Below are 22,363 nucleotides of genomic sequence, written 5' to 3' on the forward strand. Positions count from 1 at the left end.
GCTACACTTGGCCGATAACAGCAGGGACAACAGGCGTTCCAGGAAGATTAGGCTTGGCACTGACTAGAATCTGATCGCCCTGGAGTTTGACATTAAAGGTGGGAATTTTTTCTGTAAACGGCGGCGGTGAGATGCCGCTCTCCGGCAGATATTGGTAACCATGCCAAGGGCAAGTGATGCAGCCATCGACAATCTTGCCTTCTCCCAAGGGGCCATTTTGATGCTGACAAACATTGGAAATCGCCGAGATTTGGCCGTCATACTTAAAGATGGCCACGCGCTCCCCCGCAATCACTGCAATTTTGGCTCGATTCTCAGGAATGTCTTGCACACTGCCAACATGCACAAAGCCATCAGCATCCACTTGGGCTTTGGCCGGTTTTCCAAACAGCGGTGCACCATCTTTTTGGGCTTCTCGCAGGGAAGTCATCAAGTGAATACCTACAATCCACACAAACCCCACGCCAACTGCCAGGGTAAGGAAAGGATGGGTATTGGTTTCCAAAGCCCCTAGAACCACATGCCCGACCAACAAGCCATAGGCTAAGTAAACCCCCATATGCAGAGCTTTCCACACCGGAGCCGTGAGGTTGGTTAGCCAAAAATCATGGCTGGTTGCCGCCATCAAAAACAAGATAACAAGGGCTACGCCTCCCAATGCTTCAAAGGGAAAGCGGACAAAATCAGCATAGTGAGTATTGCTAACAAACAAGCTGACAATCGGCTCTAGATTGCCAAAGTCGTGATACCAGGCCAAAGCATCCCGGGCATGGAGCAGGGCCAGAATAAACATGGTGACGCCCATGTGCCGCCGATTGTAGAGAAGCGGCAAAAACTTAGCGCTAAGACGACTCAGGGGACCAATGGAAAGAATGACATGGAGCAGGATAAAAGCCGCAGAGCCAAAGGCCCGGATCCAAATACCTTTTAGATCTAGATCGCTACTGAACTGAAGGCTAATGCCTTCAAAGCAAAAAAGATAGAAAACGACCGTGGACAGCAAAATAATGTCGTAAACAAACTTTTGCCGATTCCACTGAACCGCTTTATATGCAACGCCCACAGATAACTTCCTCTCAGAATGAATTAGCGCTTAAGATTGGGTCCAAAAAGGATCTAGGGGAAATGTAGAAATGATTTCTTTAGTCGCTTGGCTGAACAACAGTAGGTGTCCCGTTTGGCCCTGCATCGCGTCTGGAACCCGAAATTGACGATTAGATGCTCCTGACAACGCCCCCTAACAAGATAGAATCCTGACTCAGTTCCTCCGGTGGCTTCCCCTGCTGCCAATACACCAACACATCCGGCAATTGGAGATCAGACTGGGGCTGAATATTGATAAAGACATCGCTGCCATCTTGAGCAAACAATGTTTCAACCCGGAGTTGAATGTTCTCTTGTTTGAGCAAAGTGGGTTTGCGCTTCGACCCCTGATTTTCCCAAGCAAAGTACGGGACAAATCCTGCTCGTTGAAATAAGGCGTCCGCGGAGGAGTCCACTGGAGCGAAGGTCGGTCGCCAGACTAAACCCGCAATAAAACAGAGGGGCAGCACAATCGCCAAAACTACAAAGGAATAGAGGTGAACCTGCCGGCGAGAAATGACCATTATTGGGCTCCTGCACTTTGCTTAGCGGCTAGTCGATGGGCATTTTTTTCGGTGGGATGACCTTTGCCTCGCAACAGCCGAATCGCGAACATCGGCCAAAATGCTACCACGCCAGGAATAATTAAAACTCGAAATCCAAGGGCCCAACCTTGAGCGCCAGAATCGACCCGCTTGACCAAAAAGGTGACGAACAAAAAAGCGAAGATCAAACCTGCGATCGCATAAGCTCGCACCAGATTAATCACCCACTCAACCACAGCAATAGCAGTGCTATCCATACGTCGTCTACCTTCTAGAATTCATAAAGGGCAGTCCTATTAGGTATGAGAATACCAGCCCATTTAGCCATCGGTAAACTACTCGTCTAGATTTGGCAAATTGCCTCAAGGTTGCCAGAATTAGAACCGTAGGAATGAACGGTACAATATGCATCGCTTTACTCAGACTCCTAAACGAAAATCGATTGCTTTAGCCCTACTTCCCCTTAGTCTTGGGTTATTGATCAGCTGCAGCACTACAGAAGCCCCCTCAGACACTGAATCGCCAGCGTCCGACACCTCGACAGAGTCTCTAGATCGCTCGGTTGCTGATCCCAGCGCTACAACGGAGGAAAGTGCGGACAGCTCCGGCACCGAAACCCTAGCCTCTTCAGCCAGTTCAGGAAAAGTCGATCTGGCGGCCATCATTGGCACTGAAGATGATGGATGGCTCCCCAAAACCCTCTCGGAATATGATTTCAAGCGGGGAATGAGTCCCGAAGAAGTGGGCAAGATTGTGCCTGGAGCTGAAAAGATCTCCAAGTTTGGTTTTAGCGAAGTCCCTGCCAATGATGTTCCAGGTGTTGATAAGTACAAATTCAGCTTCCTCAAAGACAAAAAAGATCCAGATGGAAAGCGCACTTTATACAGTGTTTCACTCTTATTCGATCCGTCTATCAAAAAAGACCATCCCTATGACAAAGTTGCTTTAGCTTTTGCTGAAAAGTATGGCGAAGTCGAGCCTGAGAAAATTGAAAAGAAAATTGTGACTTGGGTGGGGCCTAAATTTGCCACCGCCCAATTTACCAACAGCATCAATAAGTTCGAAGGGTACGAATTTAAAATCGTTGTTCCCAAATCGTAAACACTCGTTCAGACACCCTAAGATCATGAGTACAGAGATTAGGGTGCTGAGCTGAATGCAAAAACCCCATCAACCCAATCCCCCACCCCATCAGCTTTCTCTATTAACCTCTGACAGTCAGGCTCAACAGCTACAGATGCCTGATGCAGAGGTTTTGTTTTACCCCTGTCTGTTCAACGCTGCAGGCTGTGAGCAAATGTTTGCAGCCCTGGAAGCAGAAATTGCATGGCGACAAGACTCAGCCACCATCTTTGGCCGTCATCACTTTTTGCCTAGATTAACGGCCTGGCATGGCGATCCAGGTAAAACCTATAGCTATTCCGGTATTCGCATGGAGCCTTTGCCCTGGACATCGACGTTGCGCCAGATCAAGGCAGCAATTGAGCCTATTGCCCAAGTTGAATTTAATAGTGTGTTGTTGAATTTCTACCGTCACGGACAGGACAGCATGGGCTGGCATAGTGACGATGAACCGGAGTTGGGACCTAATCCGGTCATCGGTTCAGTGAGTTTGGGGGGCTGCCGACGATTTTTGCTAAGACATAAAATGGATAAATCAATCTCTAAAGTTGAACTCCATTTAACCAACGGTAGCTTGCTCCTAATGCAAGGCCCAACGCAGCATTTCTGGCAACATTATGTGCCCAAAACTAAAAGACCAGTTGATCCGAGGATTAATCTAACGTTTCGAGTGATTCATTAAATCACAAGGTTTGATGGGAGCTTCCTAATCACCCCTGTCTTCAGAAATTGGCATCAATCGCAGCAGAGTCTCCAATCGCTACCCACCAACCCAATGGAGAAGCTCCTATAAGATTGAGTGAAGTCGCGTTTTAAAATAATGGGTTGCTGATTGGATGTCTCATCCACGGGTCTTTCCCCTGACTTTACTAGCCATGCTTGCCTTTGCCGGAAATTCTATCCTGTGTAGGTTAGCGCTTAGAGCCACTCCTATCGATGCAGCAACATTCACCTCGATTCGGATCGTCTCCGGTGCGATTATGTTGGGATTGATCACGCAAATAAAGGGTGGAGGCCTTAAAGCTGAAGGTAATTGGCCCTCTGCTTTGGCACTTTTTATTTATGCGGCGGGCTTTTCATTTGCTTACATCCAGCTATCTGCAGGTACGGGGGCTTTACTACTCTTTGGGGCAGTACAGGTCACCATGATGGGATATGGATTTTGGACGGGAGAACGCTTAAAGAAACAGCAAATTGCTGGTTTTATCTTGGCGCTGGTGGGGCTGGTGATTTTTTTGTTGCCAGGTCTCTCTGCTCCCCCACTACTGAGTTCTGGACTAATGATGGCTGCGGGTGTGGCCTGGGGAATTTATTCCTTACGAGGTAAAACTGCTAGCAATCCCATGGGCATGACGGCTGGCAACTTTTTAAGAGCAGTCCCGTTTACTGTGGGGCTAAGTCTGTCGATGTTTTCTGACGCTACGTTAACCATTACAGGCTGTTTATACGCAGTCGCGGCGGGCGCAGTCACCTCAGGTCTGGGATATACCATTTGGTACACGGCCCTAAAAGATTTGACCGCAACATCTGCGGCGACGGTCCAACTCAGTGTGCCTGTCATTGCTGCTGCAGGAGGGATGCTTTTCCTCGGTGAACACCTGACCCTGCGCCTGTTCGTTTCTTCCTGTACCATTCTTGGAGGAATTGCTCTAGCAATCTTGGAGAAGCCTCAAACCGAAGTAACCTGAGTTCGGGATATGGATTTACTTTTCACAGTTCAGACATCTTGGAGTTGGTGTGGGATTCAAGCGGTAAAGATTATCGCGCAAAATGACTTTGGAAATTTGCTTGTTCTAGATGATATAGGTGCATATTGGCGAATTTGTCCTGAAGATATGTACTGTGAAATCATCGCTGCAAATGCTGAAGAGATGGACGACCTGTCTAAGGATGAAGAGTTTCATACCGATTGGGAGATGTCTAGACTGATTGAAATAGGGCAAGAACTCTATGGCAAGCTTCCACCTGAGTGCTGTTACTGCCTGAAAGTTCCTAGTATTTTGGGTGGATCATACAATCGAGAAAATATCGGCACTATAACTCGTGCAGAAGTCATCGAATTCTCAGGCGATCTTGCAAAAAAGATAAAAGACTTGCCAGACGGTACAAAGATTAAATTCACAACCACTGACTGAGCCTGTCCAGCAGCTTCGCTGAATTCTAATGTCATACCAAGCTGTGCCTGAAGGTGTAACTCTCCAACTTGTGAAACCCAATACTAAGTTGGCTTAGGAAATAATCAAAATTACACTCTTAGGTGCTAATTGGTATCAGTTGTTATCAGGCATATTGTTCACAGATGCTAAAGTCTCAAGCCCATAAATCTTGTCACTACTTATCTGTCTATGAACGCCAAGGAGACAGCTTTATTGAAGAGCACAAGCTCATAGACTTTGACCCCAGAAACTTCAGTATAGAATTTGGCCTTGATATTTCTGACGATCCAGAGATGATTTTTGTCTATCCGCTAAAAGAAGAGCACGTTAGGTATTTGAGTCGTTTGCTACTGAATCAAGTCATATTTGATTTTGGTTGTTATGAGTATTTTTTGGAACCATACGCAGACAAGAGCTGATAATTTTAATGATGTAGGTAGGTTTATAGGTGTGATGCATAGTCAAATCCTCCCTTTAGTTTCAGCCCAGCTGACTGATGCTCAATAGCCTTTGCGCGTTTGTACCTTTAACAACAAAACCAATTCAGCGAGTTTTCTCCTTCATTAAAATACGAATCCTCTTATGACGACAGAAGCTACCCCCACTTCTAACAGCTCGATTAAACTTGAGCCGAGCTGGAAAGCAGTGCTGGAAGACGTATTTGCCACGCCCTATATGCAGGAGCTGAAACAATTTCTCAAAGCAGAAAAGGCTGCTGGCAAAACGATTTATCCCCGTGGCTCGCTGATGTTTAATGCCATGGACAGCACCCCCTTTGAGCAAGTCAAAGTTGTGATTCTTGGACAAGACCCCTATCACGGCCCCAGGCAAGCCCACGGTTTATGCTTTTCCGTCCCAGAGGGCGTTGCCCCACCCCCTTCTCTAGTCAATATTTTCAAAGAAATTGAACAAGATCTAGGCACTAAACCACCCAGACATGGCTGCCTGCAAAGCTGGGCAGACCAAGGCGTACTACTACTCAATAGCGTCCTAACCGTGGAACAGCATAAGGCTGCTTCACATAGGGGTAAAGGCTGGGAGCAATTTACCGATGCTATTATCAGCGCCTTAAACCAGCAACGCGAAAATCTCGTCTTTCTGCTGTGGGGCAGCTATGCGCAACAAAAAGGGAAAATTATTGATCGCAGGCGCCATCTAGTCCTGACCTCGCCCCATCCATCACCGCTATCTGCCCATCGGGGTTTCTTTGGCAACCAGCATTTTTCCAAAGCCAATGCATATTTGCAAAAAAACGGTATTGAACCTATTTCTTGGTCCCTATAGTGGCGTCGACTAAGAATGACTGGCACTGTTCATTTTAGGGTTATAGACCTAGCCCACAGTTGAGTGACATCAAGACGTTTTGAGATCTCGGGTATGGCGATCGGGGATACTCAATCAATCTACCCATCACGAGGGCTGTTTTGCCAATATCCGAAGCACCCGCGATCACCATCAATTCTGAGGTACCCTTAGCCACTCGATCAAAGGCATTGAGCAAGGTTTGAACGCCTGTGTCACGATCATAGAGTTTCTCGTGTATCAAGATGCGATCGCATACATCGTTCCGAGTCTTAGATTAACCGAGACTTGATTAATTGGTCATTCTTGTAAGATTTTGCATCTATGGCAGCAAGAACTCGGGCAATAAGGTCTTCTGAAATTCTCGCAGCGTTTTATTCACTGAACGCGCCATTTGAATATGAGGTTCATCGGGTTCAATCGGGGCAATTACTGCAGGAGCCCCCTGCCCCAATTGGCTAATCACGTGATTGGCCGCTTCCAGACCCGTAACATAGGCTTTTTCTTGGGACCAAGATCCGTGGCGAGTCACCACCCAGTCACCACTCATATATAAGTTGTTAATGGGTGTTTGAGCGGGTAACAAATACCGATAGCTCCCCGGTGCAAAGTGAGTTACCGCTCGGGGTAAGCGAATCACGCTGGAATCTACCACTTTCGCCTCTCGAAAATCGGGTAAACAGGTGGTGAGATCCTTTTGGACCATGGAAATAATCTCATCGTCTTCCATAGTCAGGAATTGATTGGCATGGTAGAAGTCTGCCTCAATCACCGTTTCAGGCTGATCGCGATAGTCATCATGGAGGGCATTGAGATCAAAGAAGGTAGAACCTGTGGTGGGATGGAAGCCAAAACAAGCATTCGACGGTTGGGGAACATCGACTTTGCGGTCGAACCAGAGACGAGTGGCTAATATATCCACTGCACCCAGGTTCATGATGTCTCGGAACTGAGGATGTTTTTGTAGTGTAGAACTGCCGCGAACGATGTTTTTCATCCCGGAAACCCCCACAGAGAAGATCACGGCATCGGCTTCAAATATTTCATCTCCACAAATCACGGCATCCGCTTGGCCTTGATCATTGAGTCGCACATCTGTAACTCGACGTTGGGTGAGGATTTTGCCCCCTGCATTGGTGATGCGATCGCACCAGGGTTTAAAAATCTTTTCTCCCACTGTGCCCCGACACCAAACCACATCAAAATCAGCCTGATGGGCGAGGATAAAATAGTAGAGCATTCCTAAAGCTGCGGCAGCAGAACACTGCTCACCCGGAGCAAACAATCCCACCAACAGCATGGGTTCAAAGGCATCTCTGTAGAGTCGTGCTGAAACGCCATAGCTCTTGAACATTTCTCGGGCGGTCACAGAGTCGTAACGTCGCCAAGCCTCATCGGAATTATCAAAGTCGATGATTGGATACATCATCGTAAAAGCGGACAGCCGATCAACCAGCGGTAAGCGGGGAAACTGAGGGTAAGCAAAGGTTCCCAAAGGCATGGGTAAGCGCTGTTCATTCTGAAAAATAGGCGACACCGCTTCCAGTCCAGCAGGAGAATATTGAGAAGATTTCGTCCAGTTTGTAAATGGATCGAGTCCTAACTCATCGACTAGACCAAAAAATATTTTTATAAGGGTACCAAAATCCGTGAATCCCAGCTTCTACGGGCCGACCTCCAGCCGTTTTCCAGCCTGCCACGAGACCACCAGGATAGGAGCCTGCTTCTAAGAGGGTGACATCATACCCTTGGGAAACGAGATGATAGGTAGCACCGAGGCCAGCCCAGCCAGCACCCACGACGACAACACGTTTTTTGGAGTCTGAGGTCATAGCGTCTAGAGATTGAATGATTAGTAACCGATTACCGTATTTACCATGACATGAAATCTACGGTCTTTGCACGAATAAATGGGGCAGAGTTGTGTATCAGACTTGTCCTTAGCAAGCGAGAAATATACAGGCTGCAAGAGTCTATCAATTACCATTTCAGGGATCTTGAGGGAAGCAAGAAGTGTTGTAGGTAATTATTGTAGGGAATGTTAGAACTTCCATGACTTTCGTCGGTTTCGCGCCTGTATGCTGCGTCTCTTAAATTATGTTGCTTAAACGACTTTCTACTGGCTTTAGTCATTGGTTTAGGCTTCAGCCTGATGCTATCGCTATCCTGGGCTACTCCTAGTCGAGCCATTGCACCGTCTGATGTTCCCAACCCTCGCCAAGACAATGGTTGGGTGATGGATATGGCTGATTTGCTGAGTCCTGATAGCGAAGCAAAGCTGAATCAGATGATCACGGCATTAGAAGAAACCAATGGGGCAGAAATTGCAGTGGTGACCGTCCCCAATACCAAGCCGTCCGCATCGCCCGAAGCATATACGACAAAGTTATTTAACACTTGGGGCATCGGCAAGAAAGGGTTAGATAACGGCGTGTTGTTTATGGTCTCTAAGGAAGACCGACGGGTCGAAATTGAAACGGGTTATGGCCTAGAGTCTATCTTGCCGGATGCCCAAGTTGGCAATATTATTCAAACTCAGGTGACCCCTCAGTTCAAGCAAGGCAACTTTGATGGCGGTATACTGCAGGGCACTCAAACCATCATTAGAGTCCTAAAGAATCCAGCCTCATCATCCTTCAATCAGCCTGACAAGCGAGTTGAAGAGCATTTTAATTCGATGGTGGTGATTGGTTCTCTCATCGTCATGGGACTCATGGGCCTTGCCGCTAAAAATGTGATTCAAGTATGCCGGAACCTACATTCATCAAGCTCAACAGCAGGCAGCAACTTATCTTGCTGTTCCTTGGGAAGGGCTGTGAAAAATATTATCTGCTCTGCTAGCTAGCCTGCTGAATGTAGGTTGTATGGTGCGATTCCTCCTAAAAAATACTGAAAAAAACCGATTGCAGTTGCGGCACTTGTCATCCACACTTAAAGCAGCTAAGAGCAAGCCAATCCCATATTGACTTAGCCCGCTACCAGTACGAGGTCCATAGGAGTGGAAGCGCTGTGTCACAGCATGAACAGCTTATCGACGCTGCAACCAAGGCCATTTTTAAGTGCGATAACGAGTATCTAAGAACCATCGAAGTGGATGTACTAGAAGCCTGTCTTGCAGGTCTCACCTACGAAGAGATGGCTGAGAAACTCGACTACTCCAATCGCTATATTGCCGGTGATATTGCACCCGCCCTTTGGGCGAAACTCACTCGGGCTTTGGACGAAAAAGTCAGTAAGTCTAATTTGCGAGTCGCCCTGGAACGTCTGCATCAACGCCAGCCATCCCAGGAAAAACGAGCCTCCTATTGCCCCTATCCAGAGGGGCCAGTCCCTCTAAAGTCTTCGTTCTACATCCACCGATCAGAGGTTGAACATCGCTGCAGCCAAATCATTACGAATCCGGGGACTTTAATCCGCATTAAGGCGGCCAAAGGCATGGGCAAAACCTCCTTAGTCAATCGGATCTTGAAAACGGCGGAGGCCCATCCACTCCAGACCCTCTACCTGGACTTTCGGTGGGCAAGTCAAGCCTCCATCAACGACTTGGAAAGATTTCTACGCTGGTTCTGCTTCCAGATGGGGCGTCAGCTAGGGCTAGACAATCAGCTCGATGACTATTGGGACACGGAGCTACTCACCAGTATTGATAACTGCAGCCAATATTTTGAAGACTATCTGCTCCCCAATGTGAAAGCGTCCCTCGTATTGGCCCTCGATAGCGTTGAGCAAATTTTCCCTTACCCAGAGGTAGCGGGGGACGTCTTAAGGATGCTGAGAAGCTGGCATGAGAAGTCTAAAAGTTCGGCAACCTGGGAAAGAGTGCGGCTGGTGATCACCCATGCCACGGAAGACTACGTTTCTCTCGATATCAACCATTCACCCCTAACGAATGTGGGAGAACCCATTACCTTGTCCCCATTTACAGTCGAACAAGTTCAGGCATTAGCAGCACGTTATGAACTGCAGTGGCAGCAATCAGAAGTGGAGCGTCTGCAGAATAGGGTGGGTGGGCATCCCTATCTGATTCATTTAGCCCTCTATAAAGGGGCCGTTGAAGGCAAGTCTTGCCAAGAGATTCTGGAGACCTCCAATCAAGAAATCGGCATTTACTTTAACCACCTGCTGCGGTTGAGGGAAGAATTGATCCAATCCCAGGATTTAACGGCTGCCTATCTTGAGATCGCAAATTCACCCACCGGTATCGAACTCAACTCCCTGCAAATTTATCACCTGCAAAGTCTGGGCTTAGTGCAGCTCAAGGGCAATCTCGTGTTGCCCTCCTGCAGCCTCTATCAGCAATACTTCCAGCGAGAGCTAAACCGTGATGCGATCGCATAATGTAGCGGAACCGAACTATCGGTATCAGGTAGGAGGCAGCCTGCCCGCTTCGGCCCCCAGCTATGTCACCCGAAAGAGCGACAACACCTTCTATGACCATCTGCAAAACGGCGAGTTCTGCTATGTGCTTAATTCTCGCCAGATGGGTAAATCCAGTCTGCGAGTACAGACCATGCACAAGCTACGGGAAGAGGGGGTTGTCTGTGCAGCTATTGACTTGACTGGGTTTGGCACCCAGGGCATCACCCCAGAAAAATGGTATGGCGGTTTTATCAAAGCCCTCGTCAGTGACTGCCAACTAGACCTCAACTGGCGAGCCTGGTGGAAACAGCAAGATCCGGCGACTCCGGTACAGCGGCTGCATACATTTATCGAGCAGGTTTTACTCCCAGGGATTCCGCAAAGCATCGTCATTTTTATCGATGAAATCGATCTGATTCTTAGCCAGAACGTATCCGCTGATGATTTTCTGGCATTGATACGGTTCTTCTACAATCAGCGGGTGGATCGACCCGCCTATCGACGCCTCACCTTTGCTCTGCTAGGGGTAGCTACGCCTTCTGCCCTGATGAAAGACCATGAGCGGACGCCCTTCAATATTGGCCAAGCCATCTATCTAGAAGGGTTTCAGTTTCAAGAAGCTCTCCCCCTCTCTCAGGGCTTTAGAGGTAAGGTTCAAGACCCCGACCAGGTGCTCCATGAAATCCTGGACTGGACTGGAGGACAGCCCTTTCTGACCCAAAAGCTCTGTCAGCTTATGGAGTCATCCATTCGGTCAAATCCTGAAATCACAGTAGAGCAGGTGGTTCAAACTCAGATTCTGGAGAACTGGGAAGCTCATGATGAGCCAGTGCATTTGAGAACGATTTGCGATCGCATCCTCTGTAACGATCATAAATCGGTACAGCTCTTGGGGCTTTACCAAAAGATTACGAACAGCAAGGTCACCACTAAAAGCAGCCCTGAGCAAATTGAGCTGCGCCTATCAGGTCTGGTGAAAGACCAAGCTGGAACCCTACAGGTCTATAACCGCATCTATGGTCAGATCTTTAATCAACACTGGATTGAGGCAACCCTCCTAGATTTACGCCCCTATGCCTCTGCATTTAATGCTTGGGAACAATCTCACTCCCAGGCAGATAAGCTCCTGGAGGGCAAGGCCCTAAAACAAGCTCTCAACTGGGCCGTGGGCAAAAGCCTCAGCGATCAAGACTATGACTTTATTCGCCTGAGCCAGGTCAAAGCAGAGCGAGAAAAACTACAGCGCAACATTTTCCTGCGGAACTTGCTGACGGCTGTGGGCTTGGGAGGATTATTGATTGGAGGTCTTATCTGGGGTAGCGATCGCTGGCTAGCGGATCAAAACCAGCAAGCCCTAACAACGATAACGACACTCCATAAACAAGTCGCTCGGGCCAAGCGAAATCAAAATCAAACGGAAGCTCTCTTTCTCGCCATTCAAGCAGGGCAAAAACTCCGCAACCTAGTTCAGGAGCAACCAATTGCTAGCTATCCCACCACCACACCCCTACTGGATCTGCAACAACTCTTGAAAGACCAAGAACGGCCAGACTCCAAGCAGAAAAAAGAAGACCGCTGGAATCTAGAGACTCTGCAAGAAGAGGCGATCTGGGATTTAGATATTAGCCCGGATGGAAAAACCATTGCCGTCTCCGGTTGGGGCAGTTCGGTCCGCCTCTTACAAAACAGTCGCCAACAGGAACTCACCCATCCCGATTCAGAGATGGTGATCAGCACGGACTTTAATCCCAAAAAGGATCAGGTCGTCACCGCCTCTCTCAATGGCAATGTTCGCCTCTGGTTCACGTCTGGGCAAGCCCTCCAACATTGGAACACCCAACAAGATGCCATTTGGAGTACTCGCTTTAGTCCCAACGGCCAGTACCTCGCCACAGCAGGATGGGATGGCACCGTTCGCCTCTGGGATTTAGAGGGAACGCAGCGGTTTCAGACTTCACAAAAACACCAAGGCCCCGTTAAGGATATTCGCTTTAGCCCCGATGGCAAATGGTTGACCACCGCAGGGGAAGATGGCACCATCCGTCTCTGGCAACTGTGCTTAGGGGCTAACTGCTCAAAATCGGATGACGCTCAATCCCTGGACCTTCACAAAATATGGAAAGGACATAGCGGTTGGGTTTGGAGTCTGGATATCAGCCCTGATAGCAAAATCTTGGTTTCTGCTGGCGAAGATGGCATTGTTCGATTTTGGGATCTCGATCACCCCAATACCCCACCTCAACGATGGCGATACGGACAAGGACGCATCACTCAAATTCGCTTTAGCCCCGATGGCCAGTGGTTAGCGATTAGCGGCTGGGATGGAACGGTACAGATCCGCGATCGCAACGGCAGAATTTTTTCTCAATGGCAAAGCCGTCGCCCAGTCACGAGCCTGAGCTTTACCCCCGATCAACAAATGCTTTTGGTGGGAACCGTTATGGGGGATGTCCATCAATGGCCCATTAACTCTCTCGATCAGCTTCTCAAGGAAGGATGTCAAACCCTCAAAACACTTAACGCCACCCAGGCCAACAAAGTGTGTTCCTAGCAGATGTTGTAAATACCCATCACCGAAACTGCCCTACCTGCTCTTGAATCAGATTGACATTACTGCGATCGATAAAACTAGGCCCAGTGGAAATAATCGGACTGGGGGGGCTAAACCCATGGCGTTGAATCCAGGTGAGCCATTGCACCGTTAAATACCCTTCCAAATAAGGCTGCTGGTCGATGGCAAATAGTGTAGTTCCCTGCTCAATTGCGGTGAGGATAGTACGACTAAGATCAAAGGTGCCGTGGCTATAGGCACCTTTTCGATTGCGGATAACCTCATAAAAGGGAACTGCTGCTTCTGGACCTAGAGTCAAAAAGAGATCGGTCTCGGGGTTCTTTGATAGATAACGCTGCAAAATTTTTTTTGATTCCGCTGGATTGGGCGTAATGTTGACCCTCTCCGCTTCAATATCAGATTCGCTCAATGCATCGAAAAAACCTTGGCAGCGAGCCTCCAAATTTAAAGCACCGGGCTGGTGGTTAATACAGGCTCCCTTAATACCAGGCGGAGACTCGGCCAATAAGCGCTTTCCGGCTTCGTATCCACCTTGCCGTTCATCTGGTCCGATATAGGCTCGGTAGGGAATATTGTCTTGTTCTGGTCCTGAACCCGCATTGTAGGCAATCACCGGGATATTAAACTTCTGCACAGCCTTAGTTAGGGGCGCTCGGAACTGATCTGGATCAATTACGGCCACCCCAATAGCATCGGGCCGGGTCTCGACTGCTGCTTCAATTAATCGCGTTACCGCATCAGGGTCAAAGGTATGGGGACGGCGAATCGTCACCTCAACGCCTAGATCCTGGGCGGCATCATGGATACCCGTTTCTACCACACACCAAAAATAGGCCCAGGGACAGGACGCATGCTGAATCAAAGTCAGATTTAGAGTCTTAGCTTCAGTCTGCACCAGGGTTGGATTGTCTAAAGGTGCTGTTGTCGAGGGCGACAGCCGGCAAGCAACCATCATCACCAGCAATAGACAGATCACAATCGTTCGACGCACAAGACCCTCAACAGCATGAACTTCAGCACAGAAGAATTATATCGCTCTTAAAATTGCAACCTGAAAAAACCAGAAAAAGCTGATTCCAACTCCTGAAATAGCAGAAAAAACCTCATTGTTGATCACAAAAATATTACAGATAATGAGAGCAACAACTGAATTAGAGAGATTAATAAATGGCTTTTTAACTTTGGAGAAAGCAGTAAGTCAAGATTACAAATCAAAATCCAAGGCTCAAGAAACAAAGCAATTCAATACACAAATCTAGAATGAACTTAGCAATCATTAGCTACAGTTTCATTCATTGCAATCCTACTAATTGCTTATCCAGTTTTTCACTAAATGATCCACGATCATGTCATGTTCATCGTTAGAAAAGCAGAGCGGGTCATTAATAGAACATCTTCTCGATATCTTATTTTCACTGCAGAGAAACGTTTGAAAACACAGATTCTATAGCATTAATCAAATTCAATGCTTCTAATATTCATGACCACACAAACGAAGGAAAAACCCATAAAGTGAAAGTCGCAAAAGCAAGAGTTCCTTCTTTTTTAAGATATAAAAAAATATCATCGATTTCTAGGAGTAATTAAAATAATTCACCATTATTTTCTCAACAAGAAAAGCTAAGAGATTTCACAGTTTTATCTAGAGGATTACGTAAAAAAATATGAATCGCACAAAAACAGTCGTCAGAGCCACCTGGAATTGGCTATGGGGGAAGCCAATCGAGGCAGGGGGCGAAATCGCAGCCCAAGTCAGTGAAGACAGCATTGACGATCTCACCCAGGCTTTTCAAACCCTCGTAGATTCGGTGGGGCTACAAAAGGGCGCATTAGCTGAGGCACTTCGATTACATGATGAGACCGAGCAACAGGTGAAATCCCTCAGTGACCAAGCGGAGCAGCTAGTGGCTGCCGGTGAAGATGATGCCGCCCTGGCCGTATTAGCCGAACTGGATGTTCTAGAAGAGTATCGTCCACAGCTAGAAGAACAGGTGTTATTTGCCAAACAAACCTTAGCGGAAGGAACAACCCGTATGAAAGAGGCCCAGTTGGAGCTGAGAAAGATGCAGGCCCAGCAAAAAATGGGGGCTTCGACCATGCGGGTCACCCAAGCCTTAGAGCGGGCTAACCAAGCAGCTGGCATCGATAACCAATCAGCGATGCGACGGTTTGAAAAATCCCAAGAAGCTATCAAGCGGCGCAATATCCAAGCCCAGGCCACCTCAGAAGTACAGGGAGAGCTTAAGGGAACATCCAGAGCGATTAAATCCCTCCATGCCCAAGATCGCCTCGCCCAACTGAAGGCGAAACAAGCCACCAACACTGCAGAAAGCAAGGACCAATAAGAATGACAGTTAAAAGAAAAGGTTTACCCCCCATCGCCTATATCGGTGCCGCATTACTCATATGTGGGGGTGGATATATGAGCTTTAACGCCATCAAATTGGGAAAAAATTCTCCCCTAACTCAACTCGCCTATGGCAATGAAGCCAGACAGCTGACTGTACTGGGTGACACCTTCTCCGGCTACAGCACCTTGCGAGCCGATCCCTTCGCTGCCAAAATCACCCAGGCTGACCTTGGCATTCGGTATCAGGATGAATTCGATCAAGCCGCTAGAGCAAAAGCCCTCGGTCGTGAAGCTGACATTATTGTCACCACGCTGGATCAGTATCTGAAGCATCAACCTGAAGGCCGTATCGTCGGCCTCATTGATAAAACTGTGGGCGCGGATGCCGTGGTCCTCAATACCCAGCAATATCCTCAACTGAAAGGTTTGAATGATATTGCCAAGGTGCGCGCCTCCGCCTCGGCTCCCCTGAAGTTGGTTTACTCTGCAGGCACCCCGAGTGAATATCTGGCCAAGCTGCTGGATTTGAAGTTTGAAGGGTTAAGCTTGTCGGATTTTGAAGTGGTGGAAGTGGAAGAATCCACCCAGGCCTATGAGTTGTTGAAGTCTGATTCGCAGGTTGCGATCGCAATTCTCTGGGAACCCTTCGTTTCCAAAGCCCGCAAAGAGGGCAACACAGTAGTTCTCTCCAGTAGCGACGTTCCCGATGCCATTATTGACGTCATTGTTGCCAGCAATCAGCTGATTCAAAAACGTCCCGAAGATCTGAGTCAGTTTCTAACTCTCTACTACCAACATACGGATCAGCTCATTCGTGATTCAGGTGCCCTTAGCCAACAAATTGGCAAAGATAGCAATCTATCCACTCAGGATGCCACTTCAGTGTCGAAGGGTATCGACTTTTTCACTACTCTAGAAACCAATCAATGGATGAAGTCTGGCACCTTAGCCAAGCGAATTGAGGCAACTTCGGCAGTCCTTTCACTTACCGGAGAGACGGCAGGGTTGGTCAAGAATCCTCGTAACCTCTATACCCAAGACTTTATTTCCCAGGCCGTAACCAATTCGGAACAAGTGGTGGCATCTATTGCCGCCACAGATCCTGAGTTGGCAAAAGTACTACGGGGCCAGAAGTCTTCTACCCCCAAAGCTAAGGTCACTCCACAGCAGATTCAAGCAGCTCCAAAAGTGGGCAATTTCAAGGTCAGAGGCGAAGTTAAATTTGCCACAGGTTCGGCGGTGTTATCCGGGGACAGCCAATCCACCCTGAAGGCCCTCGCTCAAGAGATCAACGAATTCAACCCCAGTACCATTGCCATTAACGTGGTGGGACACACTTCGAAAACAGGGTCTGCAGTCACGAATCAATCCTTGAGTCAACAGCGAGCCAAGGTCGTGGCAAATTTCCTCCGGTCCCAAGGGGTTCAGCCAACTCTAGTAGCAGAAGGCAAGGGCTTCTCTGAACAACTCCCCGGAATTAACCCAACGAGTCCGGCCCAACAACGTACAGAGATCCAGCTCAGACGGGTAGGAGGATAGGGGGATGGCGGAGTCTTTGCGCCAAGCCTACCAGCACTTTGGCGGTATCCAGCAGTCTGAGGTGCCTTGGATCATCTGGCTCTTGGAAAATCCAGATAGTCCCCTCGCTCTGGCGGGAGCGATTCCCCTAAAGGAGCATGATTATCTACATCTGTTGCTCAATCGTGGGAAGTCTCCAGAGGATGAAGCCTTTATTATTGGCTTCACGATGGGCAATGATAGCTCCCTTCATCCGATTCATCTGGGGATATTTAAGTTTGTCTCTCGGTTTCTCTATCCCCAGGACTATCGATTCACTCAGCACCATTGCCAAATCTTTGATACCGGGGTTAAGCAGGGAAAGCAACTGCAAACCAAAAATTTGTGCCGCTTTGATTTCTCATCCGTTGAAACGTCATCGTTAGAAGAGTTAAGAGCCATCCTTACAATTGATCAAACTTTGTAAGGAACAAAGACCATTACTCTTTGCCAATAGTCTAGAACGTCGTGCATAGGGCTCCAACGAGTAGGGTAAACGGGCTTGGATAACGGTTGCACACCACCCATCAATCCTTTTGGATCTCATACTGTCCAATAACCGATGATACCTAGAGCTGTTGCCATTGGTTATTTAGATCAGATTATTGTGGTTCTTGGATGGGAGCAGACTCTGTAGAAGTTTGACTCTTTGCAAGCTGTAGATCTTCAGCAACTTGGGGATAGCGAGGGTTCAGATCATAAGCCGCTTCCAGATGGGGAATCGCGGCCGATGGTTTATTTTGCTGAAGCAACGCTTTTCCTAACCCATGCAATGCCTCAACGTTGTTGGCATTAAGTCGAGTTGCCTGTTCTAAATCGGCAATAGCCGCATCCACCTTTCCTTGTGCCAGCAACGCCAACCCCCGCCCGCTGAGGAATTGGTGAGTAAAAAATAAGTTACGAGGCTGCAGTTTAAGGGCTTTCTCATAGGCTGGAATGGCCTGATCAGGTTTGCCCTGTCTACGCAGAATCGTCCCCACTACAGAGTGGCCTACCGCAAACTCTGGATCGATCTGAATCGCTTTTTGATAATGCTTTAAGGCCGAGTCATATTGTTTGAGATCAAAGTAGAGCTGTCCGAGTAACGTTTCCAATTTCGCGTTGGGAGTTGGATCAGAACCCATAAAAGTCAAAGGAAAACCACCCTGTTTTAATCCTGCTTTCAACATTTGGCGAGCTTCTTGCGTTTGACCTGCTTGCAGTAGCACTCGACTGAGGGTCGTCACTATAAAGGGATTCTCTGTTGAGTCTTGAGCAGCTTGACGGAGAACCATCAGAGCCTCCTCTACTTGACCATTGCCTGCTAAAGCTCTACCAAGGTTGACAGCAATGATCTCAGAACCAAATGAGAGAGATTGATCCATTTGACTCGCTTTCAAGACATCTTGGGCTTTCTTCAAGACAACAACAGCCTCTTCCCAACGTTCTAGTTGAGTCAGCACAACTCCCAATTCATTTAAAGTCAAGGCACTTTTGGGTTTTAACGCTACAACGCTTTGATAAGCCTCAACCGCAGGTTCTAACCGATTGAGTATTTTGAGTGTTTTTGCTAACCACTGGTACGCCTCAGCATCCAATTGGGGATCGTTTTCTATAGATGAAGAATTCGCACCTAAAAATTGCCGATATTGGGAAAAAGCCCCCTCCAAATCTTCCTTCCGGATCAGTGCATCACCCATGAGGGTATGAGTAAACTTATTTTTAGGAGACAGTTTTATCTGTTGAGTGTAATTGATAATAGCGTCGTCCCAAAGTCTCTGCTGTGCATAGTTTTGACCCAAGACTAAATAGGCATCTGAGTATTGTGGATCGAGAGCTATAGCATTTTCTAAAAACGGCACCCCCTCTTTTAACTGCTTAGTCGTAGTTAAGAACTTACCCACCTGAAGATAGGATCGAGCGTTGAGTTGCCTAGGGGACAATGATGTTGATTCTTTTAATAGAACTGCCTGGCGAAAAGACTTCAGGGCCAGTTCAAGTTTTTGGGCTTTCACTTGAGTTTGGCCCAAGTTGTTCCAAATTGCAGCATTCTTAGGCGTAAGCCGGGTCGCGTGATCGAAGGTTGCGATCGCACGATCCAATTCGCCCACCACAACCAAATTTTTACCTAGATCATTGTAAGCAAGCCCATCAATTTCCTGAGCAGAGCGCTGCTTCGATTCAGAGCGATGATATTGACGGTAAATATTGAGGGCTTGGGTGAGTTTTTTCTGTCTAACTCGGACTCTAGCAATATCGAACTGGTACTGGGCATGCCAGCTTTGCAAGGTCTTCCCCCGTTCAAAAGCAGCAATCGCTTCATCAAATTTTTGACAGTTTTCGAATGCCTGCCCCAGAGCGTGATATCCCCCCGCAATTTCATGCTTGGGGGTTTTGGCTAAAGCCTTTTCCAGATCTGCCTGCATCCCAGTCCAGTCCTGGGCACATTCTGCTTCCGTCGGTGGTGGAAACGGTGGAAACGCAAGTTGTAGTTTTAACTGAGCCCGACTGGGCATTGCCGATAAAGCCAAGACTAATGCAAGGGGCAGCGTAAATCGACGCATGCGTTAATCATCCTTCCGTCGTGTAAAAAGCCAGTAATTAAGAAGCAACAGCATTGATGAAAATCAGGAAAAAGCCTGTCTGCCCCCATGTCTATTTATTAGGTCAACCTGAATGAGGTTATGCAGATACATCTGAAATCATAGGAGTTTCCCTCACCACAAAATATGAGAGATATCACTCTCACAAGTGGACTCGATCACAGACATCCTGCTGTAGCACATTCACTACCAGCCCCTAAAGACTTAGGAGATTAATCGCATTTGTTCATCGGGCGGTTGATAACCCAAATGGGTCCAAGCCGCAGGAGTAGCCACTCGGCCTCTAGGCGTACGATTCAGATAGCCGATCTGCATCAGATATGGCTCATAGACCTCTTCAATCGTCTGGGAATCTTCCCCCGTCGCCGCAGCTAGAGTATCTACCCCCACTGGGCCACCGTTATACTGCTCAATCATCACCGTCAGTAGCCGACGATCCGTCCAGTCCAATCCGCAAGGATCGACATTAAACAGCTCTAACGCTTCCTTGGCAATAGTTGGGGTAATGTCCCCCGAATACTTCACCTCCGCATAATCTCGCACCCGTTTCAGTAAGCGGTTAGCAATACGAGGCGTGCCTCTGGATCGTCGAGCGACTTCTGCTGCCGCATCTGGGGTAATGGAGACCTTGAGAATATCCGCCGTCCGCAACACGATTTGCTCCAGCTCATCGGCTTCATAAAAGCGCAACCGTTGAACAAAGCCAAATCGGTCTCGCAGGGGTGACGTCAGCGCCCCCACCCGAGTGGTGGCCCCGACTAAAGTAAAAGGCTTTAAGGGCAAACTGCGAATTCGTGCTGACTGGCCCTTGCCAATCGTGATATCTAGCCGAAAATCTTCCATGGCTGGGTAGAGCAGCTCTTCCGTCATCCTCGACAGCCGATGGATTTCATCGATAAACAAAATATCACGGGGCTGCAGGTTGACCAGCAAACCGACAATGTCACGGGGCCGTTCTAGGGCAGGTGCACTCGTGACTTTACAATTCACCCCTAACTCAGACGCCAAGATCAGCGAAATCGTTGTTTTCCCAAGTCCCGGCGGCCCATAGAGCAATAGATGATCTAGGGCTTCTTGTCGCGACTTAGTGGCCTGGATGGCAATATCCAGAACCTCTTTCAGTTCCCGCTGACCAATATATTCATCAAATTTTTGGGGCCGCAGCTTATCATCCTGCTTGCCCACAGATTCTTCGTTTACCGCTTCAGGCTGCAATAAAGCATCCGTCTGCTCAGGCTTAGACCGTTTGGCAGACTTCGCCTGAGATGGCTTTTTCGGCTCATCGGGTTGTGGAGATTGCTTAGAGGAGACAATGGCCATAATAGCCTCCATCATAGCGGGCGAAGGCAGTGGGTGGGACATCCCCCCACATCCCCCACTACCCTTTTACACAGACCACTTGCTTCAAGGTTGCAACCACCTCTACCAAGTCAGCCTGATTTGCCATCACCTCTTCAATCGGCTTGTAGGCTCCTGGAATTTCATCCAGAATCCCCTTGTCCTTGCGGCACTCCACCCCTTGAGTCTGCTCAATCAAATCATCCAGGGTAAAGTGCTTTTTCGCCTTCGTCCGAGACATGGTCCGTCCCGCACCGTGACTACAAGAGCAATAGCTTTCCAGATTCCCTTTACCTTTGACGATGTAGGACTTCGCTCCCATGGAACCAGGGATAATCCCATAGTCTTCTTGACGAGCGCGAACGGCCCCTTTACGAGTGACATACACCTGCTCTCCATAGTGCATTTCTTGCTCCGCATAATTGTGATGGCAGTTGACGGATAACACCGGCTTGGTAGGCTTGCCCCCAGCCAAATGCTTCTCCACAATTCGCTTAAAGCGAGCCATCATCACCTCACGGTTATAGCGAGCATAGTCTTGAGCCCACTGTAAATCCCGCCAATAGGCAGCAAACTCAGAGGTACCAGCCACAAAGTAGGCCAAATCTAGATCCGGCAATTTCATCTCAGCCAGTTTGGCTAGCTCTTTCGCCGTTCTGATATGGTTTTGGGCCAGCATATTGCCAATATTGCGAGATCCCGAATGCAGCATCAGCCACACCTGATCGTCCGTATCCACACAGACTTCAATAAAATGGTTACCCCCTCCCAAGGAGCCCATCTGCCGTAGGGCTTTTTTCTCCAGGTGCTGTACTCCGGAATGGAGATGCTTAAAGTCCTGCCAACGCTGCCAATTGTAGACCGACTTATCTGCCTCATCATTTTGATTGAAACCAACTGGAATCGTTGCCTCAATATCCAGCCGGATTTGCTTGAGGACTTTGCTATCCAGTTGATTGGCGTTGAAAGAGGTTTGCACTGCTCCCATGCCACAGCCAATATCCACCCCTACAGCCGCAGGAATGACCGCATCCTTTGTGGCAACCACAGATCCCACGAGAGCCCCTTTACCGAGATGTACATCCGGCATCAAGGCTACATGCTTATAGACAAACGGCAGGGAAGCAACATTCTTCGCCATTTTGGTTTCTGCAGGTCCCAGATCATGATTGGCCCAGGACAGAACAGACTTTGGTGCTGACAACTTAAGTGGTTGGTAAGACATGGTTGCACCCCCATTCGGAGATATAAAAGATTAATAGCAACATTTCCCAGACCATCCTGTGACTGATCGCAGGAAATGTTGTAGTATATATACTACATAATATTTTGATATTCGGCAACTTTTCTTTCCCTCAGTTAGTACCTCAGCCCAATCACCCATTTCAACGCACCAT

General features: G+C 48.2%; 20 protein-coding genes and 1 pseudogene. 12 read left to right on the top strand and 9 right to left on the bottom strand.

Going from position 1 to position 22,363, the window contains the following annotated elements; all coding sequences use genetic code 11:
- Position 1: 1 nt before the first annotated feature.
- The 3 genes from HRE53_RS17730 to HRE53_RS17740 form a co-directional block, all read right to left on the bottom strand.
- Positions 2–1,063 (bottom strand): Rieske 2Fe-2S domain-containing protein, encoded by a 1,062-nt coding sequence (locus HRE53_RS17730; RefSeq protein WP_235107392.1) that lies wholly within the window; start codon positions 1,061–1,063, stop codon positions 2–4.
- A gap of 151 nt (positions 1,064–1,214) precedes the next feature.
- A complete protein-coding gene (locus HRE53_RS17735; protein ID WP_235107393.1) occupies positions 1,215–1,607 on the bottom strand; it encodes a hypothetical protein in 393 nt (130 codons plus the stop codon).
- Positions 1,607–1,885, bottom strand: coding sequence for a hypothetical protein (locus tag HRE53_RS17740; RefSeq protein WP_212664608.1), 279 nt, complete (start codon positions 1,883–1,885; stop codon positions 1,607–1,609). The genes HRE53_RS17735 and HRE53_RS17740 overlap by 1 nt, the downstream gene beginning before the upstream one ends.
- Positions 1,886–2,033: 148 nt before the next feature.
- Between HRE53_RS17740 and HRE53_RS17745 the strand changes: the two genes are divergently transcribed.
- The 6 genes from HRE53_RS17745 (at position 2,034) to ung (ending at position 6,190) form a co-directional block, all read left to right on the top strand.
- Positions 2,034–2,729 (top strand): hypothetical protein, encoded by a 696-nt coding sequence (locus HRE53_RS17745; protein ID WP_235107394.1) that lies wholly within the window; start codon positions 2,034–2,036, stop codon positions 2,727–2,729.
- Positions 2,730–2,784: 55 nt separating this feature from the next.
- Positions 2,785–3,432 (top strand): alpha-ketoglutarate-dependent dioxygenase AlkB, encoded by a 648-nt coding sequence (locus tag HRE53_RS17750; protein ID WP_235107395.1) that lies wholly within the window; start codon positions 2,785–2,787, stop codon positions 3,430–3,432.
- 154 nt (positions 3,433–3,586) lie between these two features.
- Positions 3,587–4,438: a DMT family transporter gene (locus tag HRE53_RS17755; RefSeq protein WP_235107396.1), complete on the top strand. Its 852-nt coding sequence runs from the start codon at positions 3,587–3,589 to the stop codon at positions 4,436–4,438.
- Between the two features lie 9 nt (positions 4,439–4,447).
- The gene (locus HRE53_RS17760; RefSeq protein ID WP_235107397.1) at positions 4,448–4,885 is read left to right on the top strand and encodes a T6SS immunity protein Tdi1 domain-containing protein; all 438 of its coding nucleotides are present in this window, start codon (positions 4,448–4,450) and stop codon (positions 4,883–4,885) included.
- Between the two features lie 164 nt (positions 4,886–5,049).
- The gene (locus HRE53_RS17765; RefSeq protein ID WP_235107398.1) at positions 5,050–5,325 is read left to right on the top strand and encodes a hypothetical protein; all 276 of its coding nucleotides are present in this window, start codon (positions 5,050–5,052) and stop codon (positions 5,323–5,325) included.
- 163 nt (positions 5,326–5,488) lie between these two features.
- Entirely contained in the window at positions 5,489–6,190 is a 702-nt protein-coding gene (gene ung, locus HRE53_RS17770) for a uracil-DNA glycosylase (RefSeq protein ID WP_235107399.1), read from the top strand.
- Positions 6,191–6,230: 40 nt separating this feature from the next.
- Here ung and HRE53_RS17775 read toward each other — a convergent pair whose 3' ends face one another.
- Both HRE53_RS17775 and HRE53_RS17780 read right to left on the bottom strand, forming a co-directional pair.
- Entirely contained in the window at positions 6,231–6,452 is a 222-nt protein-coding gene (locus HRE53_RS17775) for a hypothetical protein (protein ID WP_235107400.1), read from the bottom strand.
- A 78-nt stretch (positions 6,453–6,530) separates the two neighbouring features.
- Positions 6,531–8,040 (bottom strand): annotated as a pseudogene (locus HRE53_RS17780) (FAD-dependent oxidoreductase).
- Positions 8,041–8,360: 320 nt separating this feature from the next.
- Between HRE53_RS17780 and HRE53_RS17790 the strand changes: the two are divergent.
- From HRE53_RS17790 to HRE53_RS17800, 3 genes are all read left to right on the top strand, one after another.
- Complete coding sequence (locus tag HRE53_RS17790; protein WP_235107403.1) at positions 8,361–9,053, top strand: YgcG family protein; 693 nt, start codon at positions 8,361–8,363, stop codon at positions 9,051–9,053.
- Between the two features lie 164 nt (positions 9,054–9,217).
- Positions 9,218–10,546 carry an AAA-like domain-containing protein gene (locus HRE53_RS17795; RefSeq protein WP_235107404.1) on the top strand — a complete coding sequence of 443 codons (1,329 nt, stop codon included), beginning with the start codon at positions 9,218–9,220 and terminating at the stop codon, positions 10,544–10,546.
- The gene (locus HRE53_RS17800) at positions 10,533–13,118 is read left to right on the top strand and encodes an AAA-like domain-containing protein (RefSeq protein WP_235107405.1); all 2,586 of its coding nucleotides are present in this window, start codon (positions 10,533–10,535) and stop codon (positions 13,116–13,118) included. Before HRE53_RS17795 ends, HRE53_RS17800 begins: the two co-directional genes overlap by 14 nt.
- Positions 13,119–13,137: 19 nt before the next feature.
- Here HRE53_RS17800 and HRE53_RS17805 read toward each other — a convergent pair whose 3' ends face one another.
- Complete coding sequence (locus HRE53_RS17805) at positions 13,138–14,130, bottom strand: sugar ABC transporter substrate-binding protein (protein ID WP_235107406.1); 993 nt, start codon at positions 14,128–14,130, stop codon at positions 13,138–13,140.
- 673 nt (positions 14,131–14,803) lie between these two features.
- Between HRE53_RS17805 and HRE53_RS17810 the strand changes: the two genes are divergently transcribed.
- The 3 genes from HRE53_RS17810 to HRE53_RS17820 are packed head-to-tail and all read left to right on the top strand — an operon-like array spanning position 14,804 to position 17,473.
- Positions 14,804–15,484 (top strand): PspA/IM30 family protein, encoded by a 681-nt coding sequence (locus HRE53_RS17810; protein WP_212664619.1) that lies wholly within the window; start codon positions 14,804–14,806, stop codon positions 15,482–15,484.
- A gap of 2 nt (positions 15,485–15,486) precedes the next feature.
- Entirely contained in the window at positions 15,487–17,028 is a 1,542-nt protein-coding gene (locus tag HRE53_RS17815; protein WP_235107407.1) for a phosphate ABC transporter substrate-binding/OmpA family protein, read from the top strand.
- A 4-nt stretch (positions 17,029–17,032) separates the two neighbouring features.
- Complete coding sequence (locus HRE53_RS17820) at positions 17,033–17,473, top strand: hypothetical protein (RefSeq protein ID WP_235107408.1); 441 nt, start codon at positions 17,033–17,035, stop codon at positions 17,471–17,473.
- 175 nt (positions 17,474–17,648) lie between these two features.
- Here the strand turns inward: HRE53_RS17820 and HRE53_RS17825 are convergent, their stop codons facing one another.
- From HRE53_RS17825 to HRE53_RS17835, 3 genes are all read right to left on the bottom strand, one after another.
- The gene (locus tag HRE53_RS17825; RefSeq protein WP_235107409.1) at positions 17,649–19,589 is read right to left on the bottom strand and encodes a tetratricopeptide repeat protein; all 1,941 of its coding nucleotides are present in this window, start codon (positions 19,587–19,589) and stop codon (positions 17,649–17,651) included.
- Positions 19,590–19,832: 243 nt separating this feature from the next.
- Positions 19,833–20,948 carry a Holliday junction branch migration DNA helicase RuvB gene (gene ruvB / locus HRE53_RS17830; protein WP_235111155.1) on the bottom strand — a complete coding sequence of 372 codons (1,116 nt, stop codon included), beginning with the start codon at positions 20,946–20,948 and terminating at the stop codon, positions 19,833–19,835.
- Positions 20,949–21,006: 58 nt separating this feature from the next.
- Positions 21,007–22,191, bottom strand: a complete 1,185-nt coding sequence (locus HRE53_RS17835; RefSeq protein ID WP_212664625.1) for an RtcB family protein — start codon at positions 22,189–22,191, stop codon at positions 21,007–21,009.
- Between the last annotated feature and the right edge of the window lie 172 nt (positions 22,192–22,363).

Source organism: Acaryochloris sp. 'Moss Beach' (assembly GCF_021497025.1).
GTDB classification, from domain to species: domain Bacteria; phylum Cyanobacteriota; class Cyanobacteriia; order Thermosynechococcales; family Thermosynechococcaceae; genus Acaryochloris; species Acaryochloris marina_A.

Coding starts and splice junctions, on each gene's coding strand:
- HRE53_RS17735 (WP_235107393.1), bottom strand. CDS start 1,607: ATGGTCATTTCTCGCCGGCAGGTTCACCTCTATTCCTTTGTAGTTTTG.
- HRE53_RS17740 (WP_212664608.1), bottom strand. CDS start 1,885: ATGGATAGCACTGCTATTGCTGTGGTTGAGTGGGTGATTAATCTGGTG.
- HRE53_RS17745 (WP_235107394.1), top strand. CDS start 2,034: ATGCATCGCTTTACTCAGACTCCTAAACGAAAATCGATTGCTTTAGCC.
- HRE53_RS17750 (WP_235107395.1), top strand. CDS start 2,785: ATGCAAAAACCCCATCAACCCAATCCCCCACCCCATCAGCTTTCTCTA.
- HRE53_RS17755 (WP_235107396.1), top strand. CDS start 3,587: ATGTCTCATCCACGGGTCTTTCCCCTGACTTTACTAGCCATGCTTGCC.
- HRE53_RS17760 (WP_235107397.1), top strand. CDS start 4,448: ATGGATTTACTTTTCACAGTTCAGACATCTTGGAGTTGGTGTGGGATT.
- HRE53_RS17765 (WP_235107398.1), top strand. CDS start 5,050: ATGCTAAAGTCTCAAGCCCATAAATCTTGTCACTACTTATCTGTCTAT.
- ung (WP_235107399.1), top strand. CDS start 5,489: ATGACGACAGAAGCTACCCCCACTTCTAACAGCTCGATTAAACTTGAG.
- HRE53_RS17790 (WP_235107403.1), top strand. CDS start 8,361: ATGCTATCGCTATCCTGGGCTACTCCTAGTCGAGCCATTGCACCGTCT.
- HRE53_RS17800 (WP_235107405.1), top strand. CDS start 10,533: ATGCGATCGCATAATGTAGCGGAACCGAACTATCGGTATCAGGTAGGA.
- HRE53_RS17810 (WP_212664619.1), top strand. CDS start 14,804: ATGAATCGCACAAAAACAGTCGTCAGAGCCACCTGGAATTGGCTATGG.
- HRE53_RS17815 (WP_235107407.1), top strand. CDS start 15,487: ATGACAGTTAAAAGAAAAGGTTTACCCCCCATCGCCTATATCGGTGCC.
- HRE53_RS17820 (WP_235107408.1), top strand. CDS start 17,033: ATGGCGGAGTCTTTGCGCCAAGCCTACCAGCACTTTGGCGGTATCCAG.
- HRE53_RS17825 (WP_235107409.1), bottom strand. CDS start 19,589: ATGCGTCGATTTACGCTGCCCCTTGCATTAGTCTTGGCTTTATCGGCA.
- ruvB (WP_235111155.1), bottom strand. CDS start 20,948: ATGGCCATTGTCTCCTCTAAGCAATCTCCACAACCCGATGAGCCGAAA.
- HRE53_RS17835 (WP_212664625.1), bottom strand. CDS start 22,191: ATGTCTTACCAACCACTTAAGTTGTCAGCACCAAAGTCTGTTCTGTCC.